Source organism: Desulfovibrio sp. (assembly GCA_016208105.1).
Classification (GTDB): Bacteria; Desulfobacterota; Desulfovibrionia; order Desulfovibrionales; family Desulfovibrionaceae; genus Fundidesulfovibrio.
In genome coordinates, this window is the sequence record JACQYS010000005.1 from 11,694 (window position 1) to 24,910 (window position 13,217).

At 59.0% G+C, this 13,217-nt stretch carries 12 protein-coding genes; 7 read left to right on the forward strand and 5 right to left on the reverse strand.

Annotated elements, in window-relative coordinates; all coding sequences use genetic code 11:
* From HY795_02600 to HY795_02620, 5 genes are all read right to left on the reverse strand, one after another.
* Positions 1 to 1,386 (reverse strand): FAD-binding protein, encoded by a 1,386-nt coding sequence (locus HY795_02600; GenBank protein ID MBI4804106.1) that lies wholly within the window; start codon positions 1,384 to 1,386, stop codon positions 1 to 3.
* Positions 1,387 to 1,389: 3 nt separating this feature from the next.
* Positions 1,390 to 2,199, reverse strand: coding sequence for a tetratricopeptide repeat protein (locus tag HY795_02605; protein ID MBI4804107.1), 810 nt, complete (start codon positions 2,197 to 2,199; stop codon positions 1,390 to 1,392).
* 21 nt (positions 2,200 to 2,220) lie between these two features.
* Complete coding sequence (gene carA / locus HY795_02610; GenBank protein MBI4804108.1) at positions 2,221 to 3,351, reverse strand: glutamine-hydrolyzing carbamoyl-phosphate synthase small subunit; 1,131 nt, start codon at positions 3,349 to 3,351, stop codon at positions 2,221 to 2,223.
* Between the two features lie 178 nt (positions 3,352 to 3,529).
* A complete protein-coding gene (locus HY795_02615; protein ID MBI4804109.1) occupies positions 3,530 to 4,435 on the reverse strand; it encodes a D-alanine--D-alanine ligase in 906 nt (301 codons plus the stop codon).
* A complete protein-coding gene (locus tag HY795_02620) occupies positions 4,401 to 5,039 on the reverse strand; it encodes an HDIG domain-containing protein (GenBank protein MBI4804110.1) in 639 nt (212 codons plus the stop codon). The genes HY795_02615 and HY795_02620 overlap by 35 nt, the downstream gene beginning before the upstream one ends.
* Positions 5,040 to 5,733: 694 nt before the next feature.
* Here HY795_02620 and HY795_02625 point away from each other — a divergent pair.
* The 7 genes from HY795_02625 (at position 5,734) to HY795_02655 (ending at position 13,153) form a co-directional block, all read left to right on the forward strand.
* Positions 5,734 to 7,341 carry a PAS domain-containing protein gene (locus HY795_02625; protein MBI4804111.1) on the forward strand — a complete coding sequence of 536 codons (1,608 nt, stop codon included), beginning with the start codon at positions 5,734 to 5,736 and terminating at the stop codon, positions 7,339 to 7,341.
* A gap of 79 nt (positions 7,342 to 7,420) precedes the next feature.
* Positions 7,421 to 7,648 carry a HypC/HybG/HupF family hydrogenase formation chaperone gene (locus tag HY795_02630; GenBank protein MBI4804112.1) on the forward strand — a complete coding sequence of 76 codons (228 nt, stop codon included), beginning with the start codon at positions 7,421 to 7,423 and terminating at the stop codon, positions 7,646 to 7,648.
* Complete coding sequence (gene hypD, locus HY795_02635) at positions 7,635 to 8,741, forward strand: hydrogenase formation protein HypD (GenBank protein MBI4804113.1); 1,107 nt, start codon at positions 7,635 to 7,637, stop codon at positions 8,739 to 8,741. Before HY795_02630 ends, hypD begins: the two co-directional genes overlap by 14 nt.
* Positions 8,742 to 8,749: 8 nt before the next feature.
* Positions 8,750 to 9,754, forward strand: a complete 1,005-nt coding sequence (gene hypE / locus HY795_02640) for a hydrogenase expression/formation protein HypE (protein MBI4804114.1) — start codon at positions 8,750 to 8,752, stop codon at positions 9,752 to 9,754.
* 214 nt (positions 9,755 to 9,968) lie between these two features.
* Positions 9,969 to 10,343 carry a hypothetical protein gene (locus tag HY795_02645; GenBank protein MBI4804115.1) on the forward strand — a complete coding sequence of 125 codons (375 nt, stop codon included), beginning with the start codon at positions 9,969 to 9,971 and terminating at the stop codon, positions 10,341 to 10,343.
* A gap of 274 nt (positions 10,344 to 10,617) precedes the next feature.
* Complete coding sequence (locus HY795_02650) at positions 10,618 to 10,938, forward strand: response regulator (protein ID MBI4804116.1); 321 nt, start codon at positions 10,618 to 10,620, stop codon at positions 10,936 to 10,938.
* Positions 10,939 to 10,945: 7 nt separating this feature from the next.
* Entirely contained in the window at positions 10,946 to 13,153 is a 2,208-nt protein-coding gene (locus HY795_02655; GenBank protein ID MBI4804117.1) for an EAL domain-containing protein, read from the forward strand.
* Positions 13,154 to 13,217: the final 64 nt, after the last annotated feature.

Below are 13,217 nucleotides of genomic sequence, written 5' to 3' on the forward strand. Positions count from 1 at the left end.
TCAACAAGGCAGGCTTGTGGCGATCCCCAGCCCCGTTTCCAGGCTGAGTGAAAGCCGCCAATCGCGAGCTTTGGCGAGCCGTTGACGAAGTTCAGCCGCGAATGCCTCGTGTCCGGGGCGGCCGCCCAGGACCGCATATCGGGATAGCCCCTGAGCCAGCCAGGTCAGACCGTCCTCTCTCTCAACCTCGTCAGTATGCATTTTCCCATCATGATCCGCTGAGGGTATGCTAGTGTTTTGCGCTATCCACGCCACGCGTTCCCCGGCCCGGTGCCCGAAAACCTGGGTAGCCAGCACCATGGCTCCGCCTATACGGTTGGAACCGTGCATGCCCGTGGCGCATTCACCGCAGGCAAGGATCCCTGGGATGCTGGTCTCACCATTCGCGTCGATTACTGCCCCGCCGTTGCTGGCATGGGCCATGGGCGCCACCCGTATCTCGCCGTTTCCCGGCGGGGCGAGTGCAACCGTTGCCTCCTGGCCCAGCCCTTGGGCCAGGAAAAGGTCCAGCGCGGAGTCGTCAAGCCCGTACCCGTAGGGGCAATGTCCTGAGCGCTGGGCGCAGAGATCGGCAAAGTCCGCGATGTGGTCTTCAGGCCGTATCGTCCGGCCATCCGGGTTGACGATTCCGTAGCCACCGCCAGCCATTGCCGCCGGCTGCCAGAAGCTTTTTCCCGGCACCGTCCCCCACATGTATTGCAGGAAGCCCAGGTTCTTCATCTCCGCGCCTGCCCTGGCCAGCAGGCCATGGCCATATCCCGGTACACCTGGCCCCGCCATTGAATGTTTAAAAAGCCTGGCAGGGCCTCCCAAGGCTACCACAACGGCCTTGGCAGAGACAGTCGTGGGCTCTCCGCCAACTGCGGGTACGAAAAGTGCCCCATTCACGGGGTTGCCAAGAATTGCGGCAGGAAGCCAGTGGTGGGCGAAACGGCAGCCGAGGGAGTTGAGCTTGGTGATGAAGCAGTCGTAGGCTTTTGAGAGAGGGCTGAAAATGTAGGCTCTCCTGCTTTCAGGGGAGAAGCACGAGGAGCGGGGAGACAGGGCTCCGGAAGAATCATTGGCAAAGGGCATCCCCAGGGCGATCAGGTCTTGCAGGCGGGCTTCCGATTCTTCCGCCTGAAGAGTGAGCAGCGGGAGAGAAAGCCATGCCCCCCGGTTCAGGGAGAGAACCTCGCGCGCGTACGCTTCGCGCTCGCGGTCATTTAAGCACGCGTGGATTCCCAGGGCGTCATTTTGGTTTGCGAAGGAGGACCCGCTAGGGCCTGGCAAGAGGCTTACGACCGTGACGGTCAAGCCTGGAGCGGATTGAAGGCAGGAAAGGGCGGCGCGCAGACCCGCCAGCCCGGCGCCCAGAACCAGAACGTCTGTCGACGCGGGGAGCATGGGCTAGGGTTGTTTCCCCTGTTTCTTGAGCGCGAAGACATACATCTTGTGTGCTTCCTGGAAATTGGGGTTGAGCTTGAGCGCGATCTTGGCGGCCTTTTCGACCTTGTCGTATTTTTCCCAGTCGATGTAGAGCCGTCCCAGGTTGAAGTAGAGATTCGGGTCGTCCTTGGCGTAGTTCACGGCCCGCATGAAGTATTTTTCACCCACATCGAACTTGCCGAGTTTTCTTAAGACGATTCCGATGCGGTTGTAGAGATGCAGCTGGTCAGGGGAGAGTGTGAGGGCTTCATCCAGGTACTTGAACGCGTCTTCGAAGAGTTCCGCCTGGATGAACATTTCAGCGATTTCGCCGCGAAGAGGGCCGTCGTTGGGAAATTCCCGCGCCAGGGATGCCAGGACCTTGCGCGCTTCGTCGTGATCTCCGCTTTCGAGAAGGGCCTTGCCGGTAGCGAGGCCTTCGGCGCGGCGCTTGAGGCGGCCCTCCATCTGGTCCTTGGCCTGGTCCACGGTGTTGGCCTGGAGGATGTGCAAAAGCTCCCGGATGCTCTCGAGCAGGTTTTTTTCTTCGCCGGGGGTATAGTTGATGACCAGAGGATTTAACTGCCTGAGCTCCTTGTTGTTGTTGAGCTGATAGACAGCCTGAACGATGAGTTTTGAGAACTCGTCGCGCTCGGCCTTCATGAGCTGGGCCTTCAACATGGCCAGGACGGCCTCGTACACGGCGTTCACCGCTGGCAGCGGTTTGCCCTGCTTGAGGTACGTGTTCACCTGGGTGATCTGCTTCCTGGCCTTGGTGAGTTCGGCGGACATCCATCACCTCTTGTATGAAGGTTACCGGCCAAGTTCTTTACGCAGCATCTCTCTATATCGTTTGAAGAAGGAACGGCTGTCGTGGGGTCCGGGCCCGGCTTCGGGGTGATACTGGATGGCGATAATCGGCTTCTTGGTGTGGGCGAAGCCTTCCAGGGTGTTGTCGTTTAAGTTGACGTGAGTGAGCTCAACATCGTCAAGGGTCTTCAAGTCCACGCAGAATCCGTGATTTTGCGAGGAAATCTCGATGTGCCCCGTGGAGAGTTCCTTGACGGGATGATTGAGGCCATGGTGGCCGAACTTGAGCTTGTAGGTCTTGCCGCCAAGGGCCAGGCCGAGGAGCTGATGTCCGAGGCAGATGCCGGCGGTGGGGTAGTCGTTCACCAAAAGGCTCGTGGCATGGACCATGTCCGTCAGGGCCGCCGGGTCGCCGGGGCCGCTGGAGAGGAAAATGGACTCGGGATTCAATTTTTTCACCTGCTCGGCGGTGAAAAAGGCCGGGACCACCAGCAGATCGATTCCTTCGGCCACCAGAAGGCGCAGGATGTTCCACTTGACGCCGCAGTCGAAGGCCACCACGCGCGGGCCGGTTCCGGGCCAGGCGTAGGAGCCGTCCGGGGCCAGGGTGACCTTTTTCGGGGCTTTTCCGTCCCAGATGTAGGGTTCCTTTGGCGTGACCATGTCCGCAAGGCCCAGTCCTTCCATTGTTGGGAGGCCGCGAGCTTGTTTGACAAGATCAGCCGGGTCCTTGCATTCGGTGGATATGATGCCGCGCTGCGCGCCGTGCAGGCGCAGGTGGCGGGTGAGCGCACGGGTGTCGATCCCTTCGATGCCCACCACGTTGTGGCGGGTGAGATAGTCGGGAAGGGTCTCCTTGGCGCGCCAGTTGGAAGGGACTTTGCAGCACTCCTTGACGATGAAGGCTTCCACGCGGATGCGGTCGGATTCAACGTCGTCCAAGTTGACGCCGTAGTTTCCGATGTGGGGATATGTCATGCACACCATCTGGCCGACGTAGGAAGGGTCCGTGAGGACTTCCTGATAGCCGGTCATGCCGGTGTTGAAGATCACCTCTCCTCCGGCGCGGCCGGAACCGGTGAACGACGCGCCTTCGAACCAGGTGCCGTCTTCAAGGGCAAGAAACGCTTTCATTGATGCTCCAGACGCCGCATGCTGCGGCCGTGAAATGGCGGGGCACAGGGCCGGTTCGGCTCTGTATAATGCCCAAGCCCGGTTCGTCCAGTGCGTAATGCCCCTTACGCATTCTGAAAAAACGGACTTTGTAATTATATAAATGTTTCAGTGGTTTATTCATGGCGCTTGGGTGAGCTTACGCCCTGCCGGGTAAGCCCAATTCAATGAGCCTGGTCATGAGTGCGGGAAAGTCGAGCCCTGCCGCCGCTGCCGCCTTTGGAAGCAGGCTGGTGGCCGTCATGCCGGGCAGAGTGTTCACTTCAAGCAGAACGGGTTCGTTGCCTGTCAGGATGAAGTCGGACCGGCTGTAGCCTGAAAGGCCGAGCAGTCCGTGAGCCCGCATGGCCGCCTGGCGGACCGCGTCCAGAATCGGTTCGGGCAGCGGAGCCGGGCAGATTTCCTCGGCCGCGTCCTGTACGTACTTGCTTTGGTAGTCGAAGAAGACCCCGGCTTTGGGCTTGATAAGAATCGGCGGCAAGGCTTCCTGGCCCAGAACGGCACAGGTGACTTCCAGTCCGTCCAGGGCGGGCTCCACCAATACCTCCCGGCCTTCGGCAAAGGCCGAATCCAGAGCGGCCGGCAATTCGGAATCGGTGCGCACCAGGCTCATGCCCAGGCTCGACCCGCCGGTGTTGGGCTTGAAGAATGCCGGGAGGCCGAACCGCGGACGCCAGGTTGGTCCGGGTTTCGACACCAAAAGCTCCCAATCGGCCGTGATAAGGCCGCCATCCCTGAACACCTGTTTTGACGCGGCCTTGTTGAGCGCGAGAAAGGACGCTTCAGGGCCGCTCCCCTGGTAGGGGCAGCCGGCGGTGTTCAGCATCGCCTGGATCAGGCCGTCTTCGCCCGGGGAGCCATGGAGGTTGAGAAATGCGAAGTCGTGGCGGCGGGCGGTTTCCAGAAGGGAGTCGAACTCGGCAAGGGGGTCGAAGAAGGTTACCGCATGGCCGAGGCTTTCAAGAGCCGCCTGTATCTGTTTCGCTCCGGAGAGGGAAACATCACGTTCGTTAGACCAACCGCCCGCAATCAAAAGAATATTCATGAAGGTCCATCCCGAGAGTTTGGCAAAGCGCGGTTTCGATGGATTCAGACTGGTGCTTGGATTCAGCAAGCCTGTCGCGAATGTACGCCGTAGTGCCGTAGCGGGAGTAGAGGTCATCGAAACGTTCGTCAAGCGTGACCACCGTATCGTGGCGGACGCGCTTGTCTCCGTAGATGATGGCCATGGGAAGGAAGTAGGCGCGGGCATCCACGGCCCATGGCCAGTGCACGTGGTGCACGATGCCCATGGCCAGCAAGGGGTTGCCGGTAAGCTCCTGCATCCAGGCTCCGCCTAACTGGCTGTGGTTGCCGCCGTGACGGATGGTGTATGTTTTGGCGATGTCGTGCAGCAGGGCCGAGGCGCGAACAAGCTGCACATCCACATCCAATCCGGCAGCGGCGGCGGCCAGGGCCAGCCTTGTTGCCACGCATGCCACCGCCAGGCTGTGCTCGCGTATGTGGGGGAGCATTTCATAGTCCTCCCACCAGGTGAAACACTGCTGGTCGGAAGGGGCGGGCGGCAAGTCTTTTGGGCTTGGGAGCCTTGGGGGGGGCAACTTCAAGAGCGGCTGCCAGGGCGGGGCGGGAGTCTTTTGATCAGCCATGGGGTTTGATCGCGGTTCTGCCTAGTCGTTAACGTGCCCCCTGTTGAGCCTGTTTGTGGGAATGGCTGGCTCAGGGGAATGCAGGTGATATCGAAATTTAATGATATCTTAAACGGTTCACGTGATTTTTCAAGCTGTTTGTTCGCTCGTGTTACGATCATGGTTTACAGCCAGAGGTTGTTTATGTCCTGTCACCAGAATGTAATACGTGGTAAATGTTTAATGAAAAATATTTTATAAAACGAGAACGCTTGATGTGGTGGCTTGATAGAATGTGCATACAGTAGAGTTGTTTTGTGTGCTGAGAATAATAAAAATATGGTGTTAGTAGTCAGTAGTGAAATGTTCTGATAATTGTTTGGCATTGAATTGTAAATTTTTTATTTCAATGGTGCATCTACCCGCGAATCATGTTGTACATTTATGAATTTGTGTGTTCCTGGGGAAGTAAATGGTTAACTTGTGCATGATGTTATTAGATATGAAGTTGCTGATAGCAAGGCTTGAGAAGTTGTGATGAAGGCCTGTTCTTGAAACAAATACATATTTGACGTATTGATGGCTCACGTTGTGATTTTATGTTGATTTCCGAGCGCGTTTTGCTGGGTGGGCGAACGGTCATTCGCCGACACGCAGGATGCCTTTGTTGAAAACCCAAGCCGGAGGCTTGCCTCCGCCTTTTACGAGATTCGCCATGACAATTAAAACGCGTCTTTTTTCCGCCGTGCTCTGCATGGCGATCGTCGCCCTGGCGATATTCGGATATACGTGGATGCTCAGCCACGGTCAGGAGGGAAACAGCCTGGCAGCGAATCTGGCCCTCTTCCAGTTACTGGGAGCCGGTGTGATTGTTTGCCTGACGGTTTTCATCTTGTACGGAGTGAGCCGTAGCGTTCTAAAACCGTTGAAAGACATCCATGATTTCGCCGTGGCCCAGGCGGGCGGTAATATTGCCAGCACGCTGAAAGTCGATTGCAAGGCGGAGCTGGGAGAAACCGCAAATGCCATTATAACCATGACGGAGAAGATGCTCGACGCCTTGGGTTATTCCAAGGGCGTTCTGGCTGGTATCCGTACGCCGTTCATCGTGGTCGATGCCAAGAGCGACATCACCTTGACCAACCAGTCCCTCATGGATCTCTTGCAGTACGATTGCAAGCCGGAGGAGAGCTACGGCCAGAACGCCGCCCATTTCTTCTATGGCGACGCAACCCGGAAGACGGTTCTATCCGAGGCCATCGAAACCAACTCCTCCATCATCAAGGAAGTGGTGACCACCGGAAAGAAGGGAGCCAAGCGCAACATCCTCATCGCCGCATCGCCGCTCTTCAATGGCGTGACGGGTAAACTCATGGGCGCGCTTTGCCTCTACACCGACCTGACCGAACTCCGCACACGCGAAGAGGAAATCAGGAACCGCAACGAAATGCTGGCCAAGGCGGCTCATGAGGCTGAACTCATATCCGACGAGGTTGTGCACAACACCGAAACGCTCTTGGACCGCTTTGAAAAGGCCGAGCGTGGTGCTTCCCAGCAGCGTGAACGCCTAGAGAATACATCCACGGCCATAACGGAAATAGATGCTTCGGTGGGGCATGTGGCCCAGACCTCGGGTCAGGTGGCCGCCGGGGCCGAGGATGCCGGTGCCAAGGCCGTGGAAGGCGAACGCATGGTTGCCGGGCTTGTACAAGCCATGGAACGGGTGCAGGAAAAGGCCAACGGGCTCAGGGATTCCATGGGCGGGCTCGGCAAGCAGGCCGAGGATATCGGGCGCGTGCTCACGGTCATAACCGATATCGCGGACCAGACCAATCTCCTGGCCTTGAACGCGGCCATCGAGGCGGCCCGCGCCGGAGAGGCCGGTCGTGGTTTTGCCGTTGTTGCGGACGAGGTGCGCAAACTTGCGGAAAAGACCATGTCCGCCACCAAGGAAGTGGGGGAGGCCATTACCGCCATACAGGCCGGCGCGGGCAACAGTGTTTCCCAGGTGGACGGCGCTGTGGAGGCGATCACCGAAACCACGGCCATGGCTAAGGGGTCCGGACAGGCCCTGCAGGACATCGTCCGCCTGGTGTCCGGCACCACCCAGCAGGTGCGTTCCATTGCTCTCGGCGCTGAGGAGCAGGCTGCGGCCGTGCGAGAGGTCACAGAGGCGGTGAACGACATAAGCCATGTGGCGGCCCAGACCTCCCAGGGCATGGAGGAGGCGGCACATGCCGTGCAGGGCCTGATGGGGCTCACCGAGCGGCTGCGCGGGCTTATAGACTCCATGGCCAAGGACCAGCCGCCGGCCTTGACTTAGACCCTGTTAGCCACCATATTCCCACAATCCTTCCGCGGCGGATATCATACCGCCGCGGTCTATTTGGGAGGGACCCCGCATGTGCCTTGCCGTTCCCATGGAAGTTAAACACATCGACGGTGACGTGGCCGACGTCGAAATCGGCGGCGTTCGCAAGCAGATCCGCCTGGACCTGATCGCGGACAGACCGCAGGTCGGCGAGTACGTCATCATCCACGCCGGGTTCGCCATCCGCACCCTCAATAAAGAGGAAGCCATGGAAACCATCAAGATTTTCCAGGAAGGATGGAACCTTGAGCTCATTTGATTCCCTGCGCGACCCGGACAAGTGCAAGGCCGTCCTCAAACTGATCGAGGAGGCCATGCAGGGACAGACCCTGCGCTTCATGGAAGTATGCGGAACGCACACCGTGGCGCTGTTTCGCAGCGGCGTTCATTCGCTGCTTCCGAAATCAGTTGTGCACCTGACCGGCCCCGGCTGTCCCGTGTGCGTCACCCACGACTCCGAGGTGGCCGCCTACCTGGAATTGGCTAAGCGAGACGATGTGATCATCGCCACCTTCGGGGACCTCATGCGGGTGCCCGGCCCCGGCGGGGGGAGCCTCAAGAAAGCCCAGGCCGAGGGGGCCCGCATCGAAGTGGTCTATTCTCCCTTTGACGCCTTGGCCGTGGCCAAGAACAATCCCGGAGACAAGATCGTGTTTCTGGGAATCGGCTTCGAGACCACCGCCCCAACCGTGGCTGCCACGGTACGCCTGGCCAAGGAGCAGGGGCTTTCCAACTTTTTCGTCATGCCCTTCCACAAGCTTGTGCCTCCAGCCCTGGACGCGCTCCTCTCCGATCCGGCCATGGCCATCGAGGGCTTCATGCTGCCTGGCCACGTGTCGGCCATCATCGGACTAGAGCCGTACCGGCCATTGGCCGAGAAATACGGCATTCCGGCGGTGGTGGCCGGGTTTGAACCCTTGGACCTTCTGCAGGCGATTCTGCTGATGGCCGAAATGAAGCGCCAGGGCAAACCCAGGGTCATAAACAACTACAAGCGGGTGGTGGCCGACGAGGGCAATCCCAAGGCCAGGGCCATTCTCTACGAAGTCTACAAGCCCGGCGACGCGCTGTGGCGGGGCATCGGAACCATACCCGGCAGCGGCCTGGTGATGAGCGATGCCTACAAGCCGTTTGACGCCTTCGACGCTCTGGGCGTGGAACTGAAGGAGTGCAAGCCCTTGCCTGGCTGCCGTTGCGGCGAGGTGCTCAAGGGCATCATGCCTCCCAACCAGTGCCCGCTCTTTGCCAAGGCCTGCACCCCGGCCACCCCCATAGGACCGTGCATGGTGTCCACCGAGGGCAGTTGCGCCGCCTACCACAAGTATCAGCTCGACCTTTCACCCGGAAAGTAGGGACCGACATGGGCAAGAAGCTCCTCCTGGACCAGGGCAGCGGCGGTCTGGCCTCACATCGCCTGGTGGCTGATGTGTTCGTCCGCCATCTCGGCAACCCGATTCTCGCCCGCATGGACGACGCGGCCCTCATCCGCCCCAAGGGTCCCCTGGCGGTAAGTACCGACAGTTTCACCGTGGATCCCATTTTTTTCCCAGGCGGGGACATAGGCTCTCTGGCCGTGCACGGTACGGTCAATGACGTGGCCATGCTCGGGGCCAGGCCTTTGTACCTCACCTGCGGGTTCATCCTTGAAGAGGGCTTTGAGCTGGATGACCTTGATCGCATTGTTGCCTCCATGGGCCAGGCAGCCAGAAAGGCCAAAGTGAAGGTGATCGCGGGAGACACCAAGGTGGTGCCGCGTGGAGCTGCGGACAAGATTTTCATCAACACCACCGGGATCGGCGAAATAGTGGTGTCCCCGGCACCCAGCGGCCACAGGGCCAGGCCCGGCGATGTGGTCATCGTGTCCGGGAGCCTCGGCGACCACGGACTCACGGTGCTTTCCCACCGCCAGGGACTTTCCTTTGAAGCGCCGGTGCAGAGCGACTGCGCATCGCTCAACCACCTGACGCTCAAGCTGGTCAAAGGGTTGCCGGTGGTGCATGTGCTGCGCGATCCCACCCGGGGGGGGCTGGCCACCACCATCAATGAAATCGCCCAGCAGTCGAATGTGGGCGTGGTTCTGGAAGAGCAGGCAATTCCGGTGAAGCCTGTGGTGGCCTCGGGATGTGAAATCCTAGGCCTCGATCCGCTCTACCTCGCCAACGAGGGGAAAATCATCTGCGTTCTTCCGGAAAAGCACGCGGCCAAGGCCATTTCGATCATGCGCCGCGACCCCCTGGGGCGGGACGCGCGGGTGATTGGCCGGATTGTCTCGGACAACCCCGGCAAGGTCGTGCTCCGAACCGGCCTTGGGGGGCACCGTTTGCTCGGCATGCTCGAAGGTGAGCAACTGCCCCGCATCTGCTGACGTCTCGACCTCTCTTCTCTGTCAAACTGCCAAAAGCCCGGCGGCGCATTCGCGCCCCGGGCTTTTTTGACGCTCCTGGTCGTAACCTGAGAATGCCAAAAAGCATCTAACATCCATGGATCGTTATATATGTGCCAAGTGGCAAGGAGCTTGCTAGGTTGGGGCAGCAACCCAAGCAATCATGCCGGCCCGGCCGGATTCCCAAGGAGGAGCCATGCTTTCATTGTTTACCGGAGCCCAGCGTCAGACCAAGGATCCCAATGAGGAGCTCAAGCGTGGGCAGCGCCTCCAGCACGCCAAGGACATGTTCTATTCCGGCAAGTTTCCAGTGGTCACCACGCCGGCCATGAAGGGCAGACGCATCAAAAAGGTTCTCGGCCTGGTACACGGTCGAGGCTACGAAGCAGAAATCGCATTGCTTTCCCTTGCCGCCTCCGCCATGGAAATAGGCGGGGAGGCCATTGTGGGATACCGCGAGACAGTGGCTTTTCATCCGGACGGCTCCAAGTTCTTTTCCTGCTACGGCACGGCCGTAATCCTGGAAAAACCGAGTCTTTCCAAAACAGGCAGGCGCTCCATAACGCATTAAGTCTTGAGACGGTTTCACCGTCAACATCCTGGCATTGCGGAGCGCAATCTGCACAATGCGCAAACCGTTCTCACCTCGGGCCGGACAACAATCCGGCCCGTTTTCTTTGTGGAACATTCTCTTGAAAAACCTTGGCCTATACGAAAAAATTAGGTAAAACCAAAAGTACGCCTTGTTTTGGGTGTGTGTTTCAACTTCAAACGGTTCGCGGCATATGCGGAAAGACCAGACAGAAATCCTCGTGGTCGATGACGAAACTCCAGTAAGATTGAGCTTGGCAGCCTATCTGGAGGACGAGGGCTTTAGCGTGAGCACCGCTGAATCCGCGGAGCATGCACTTGAGGCCGCCAAGCAAAAAACACCCCATCTTGCAGTGGTGGACTTGCGCCTTCCCGGCATGGACGGTGCTGCGCTCATCCTTGAATTGGCCAAGCGCCATCCCGGCATGAAGTTCCTTATTCACACCGGATCCACAAAATTCAGTCTCCCCGAAGACCTGAAGCTGGCGGGGCTCGACGACAGCCAGGTTTTTTTCAAACCCGTACTGGACATGGGGGACATGGCGTCCAAAATCCTCCACGTGTTAGAAGGATGACGCCAACATGAGCATGGAGCCTGTGGCCACAGTCCTCACCATCGATGACGAGGAAGTCATCCGCCGGTCTTTTCAAGCCTACCTGGAAGACAGCGGTTTCGAGGTGCTCCAGGCCAACAACGGCAGAGTGGGGCTCGAAGTCTACCGCGAACGTCACCCTGATATCATATTGGTTGATTTGCGCATGCCCGAGGTGGACGGGCTGGAAGTGCTGGCCAATGTGGTGCGGGAAACTCCTGATCTGCCCATTGTAGTCGTTTCCGGTACTGGCATGATCCAGGACGCCATCGAGGCCTTGCGGCTTGGCGCCTGGGACTATGTGCTAAAGCCCGTGGAGGATCTCGGAATACTGGAGCATGCTGTGCGCCGGGCACTTGAGCGCGCCAGGCTCATCAAGGAGAACAAGGCATACCGGGAAAACCTGGAAAACCTTGTCCGCCGCCGCACCGCCGAACTTCACGACCGAACCCTGCAGCTGGAAGACGCAAACCAGCGTCTGCAGAACGAAATCGACGAACGCATAATCGCTGAAACAAAATACCGCTCCATTTTCGAGAACGCCATCGAGGGCATTTTTCAGGTAAACCCCGAGGGCAAAGTGGTCAGCGCCAACCCGGCCATGGCCAGGATTCTGGGCTACAAGACTCCCCAGGAGCTCATGGACGGGGTGGACAACTTCTGTTCACAGCTCTGCGAAGACGCCAGCAAAAGGGAAAAGTTCTTTCGCGTTCTCGAAGACCATGGCTCGGTCCAGGCTTTCGAGGTGCAGACCTCGCGCCAGGATGGGCAGGCTCTCTGGGCCTCCGTCAACGCCCATTTGGTCACGGGCAAGACGGCTGAGAACGTTCATTTCGAGGGGACGCTCGAGGACATAAGCGACCACAAGCGCTTCGAGGAACAGCTTCTTCACCAGTCCCTGCACGACGCCCTTACCGGCCTGCCCAACCGGGCCCTGTTCTCGGACCGGCTCTCCCAGGCTATTTCGCGCACCTCCAGGAACAACAGTTTTTTCGCCCTGCTGTACCTGGATGTGGACCGCTTCAAGGTAATAAACGACAGCCTCGGCCATGCGGCTGGCGACCAGTTCCTGCTGAAACTGGCGGAGCGCCTCCGGGGATGCACCCGGGAGGCCGATACCCTGGCCAGGCTTGGCGGGGATGAGTTCGCGGTCATTTCCGAGCAGGTTCGCACCCTTTCCGGAGCAACCATGGTGGCGGAGCGCATTCTGGATGAAATGCGCAAACCTTTCACCATCGACGGCCGGGAAATCTACAGTACGGTATCCATCGGCATAATCTGCTGCGGCGGTTTCTGTGGCACGGCCGAGGAAGTCCTGCGCGACGCGGACCTGACCATGTACCGGGCCAAGAGCAACGGAAAGGCGCGCTACGAGGTGTTCGACAACGCCCTGCACGAGCAGACCATCCAGCTGCTCACCATGGAGACCGAACTCCGCAGCGCCTTGACCCGCAACGAGTTCGAACTGCACTATCAACCGATTGTTGACGTAATTTCCGGGGAGGTCGTCAGCTTGGAGGCTCTGCTGCGCTGGAAGCATCCGGAGCGTGGCTACATTCCCCCCCTCGAATTCATCCCCATGGCCGAGGAAAACGGCCTCATCATTCCCCTGGGGTGGTGGGTGCTCGAAGAGGCCTGCCGTCAATTGGCGGCCTTGCAAGCCCGTTTTCCCAGGCCAAATCCCCTTTCCATGAGCGTGAACATCTCGGCCAAACAGTTTTCCCAGGCCGACTTGAGCCAGAAGCTGCAAACGCTGCTCTCCCAATCCAAGATCATACCGGGCACGCTCGAGTTGGAGATCACCGAGAGCGTCATTATGGAGCGGGGGGAAGCGGCCACGGATAAGCTCGAGGAATTCAAGGCCTTGGGACTCAAGCTTTTCATTGACGATTTCGGGACGGGATACTCCTCCCTGTCCTATCTCCACCGTTTCCCTATCGACATGCTAAAAATCGACCGGTCATTCATCAGTGAAATAGATGCCACAGGCGGTCACGTCGAAATCGTACGCGCCATTGTGGGTCTTGGCCTGAACCTGGGCATGGGGCTCATAGCGGAAGGAGTGGAAACCGAAGCGCAGCTGGCGGTGATACGGACCTTGGGATGCCAGCTCGCCCAGGGGTATTTCTTTTCGAAACCGTGCTCGGCTGCGGATATTGAAGCTTACATTGCCAAACAGACGGGAGCATCCGCCTAGTACTCCCGGATGGCTCGGTCTCTCGATGCAGAAGCCCCCGGACACTCCGTGTCCGGGGGCTTCT

Coding starts and splice junctions, on each gene's coding strand:
- HY795_02600 (MBI4804106.1), bottom strand. CDS start 1,386: ATGCTCCCCGCGTCGACAGACGTTCTGGTTCTGGGCGCCGGGCTGGCG.
- HY795_02605 (MBI4804107.1), bottom strand. CDS start 2,199: ATGTCCGCCGAACTCACCAAGGCCAGGAAGCAGATCACCCAGGTGAAC.
- carA (MBI4804108.1), bottom strand. CDS start 3,351: ATGAAAGCGTTTCTTGCCCTTGAAGACGGCACCTGGTTCGAAGGCGCG.
- HY795_02615 (MBI4804109.1), bottom strand. CDS start 4,435: ATGAATATTCTTTTGATTGCGGGCGGTTGGTCTAACGAACGTGATGTT.
- HY795_02620 (MBI4804110.1), bottom strand. CDS start 5,039: ATGGCTGATCAAAAGACTCCCGCCCCGCCCTGGCAGCCGCTCTTGAAG.
- HY795_02625 (MBI4804111.1), top strand. CDS start 5,734: ATGACAATTAAAACGCGTCTTTTTTCCGCCGTGCTCTGCATGGCGATC.
- HY795_02630 (MBI4804112.1), top strand. CDS start 7,421: ATGTGCCTTGCCGTTCCCATGGAAGTTAAACACATCGACGGTGACGTG.
- hypE (MBI4804114.1), top strand. CDS start 8,750: ATGGGCAAGAAGCTCCTCCTGGACCAGGGCAGCGGCGGTCTGGCCTCA.
- HY795_02645 (MBI4804115.1), top strand. CDS start 9,969: ATGCTTTCATTGTTTACCGGAGCCCAGCGTCAGACCAAGGATCCCAAT.
- HY795_02655 (MBI4804117.1), top strand. CDS start 10,946: ATGAGCATGGAGCCTGTGGCCACAGTCCTCACCATCGATGACGAGGAA.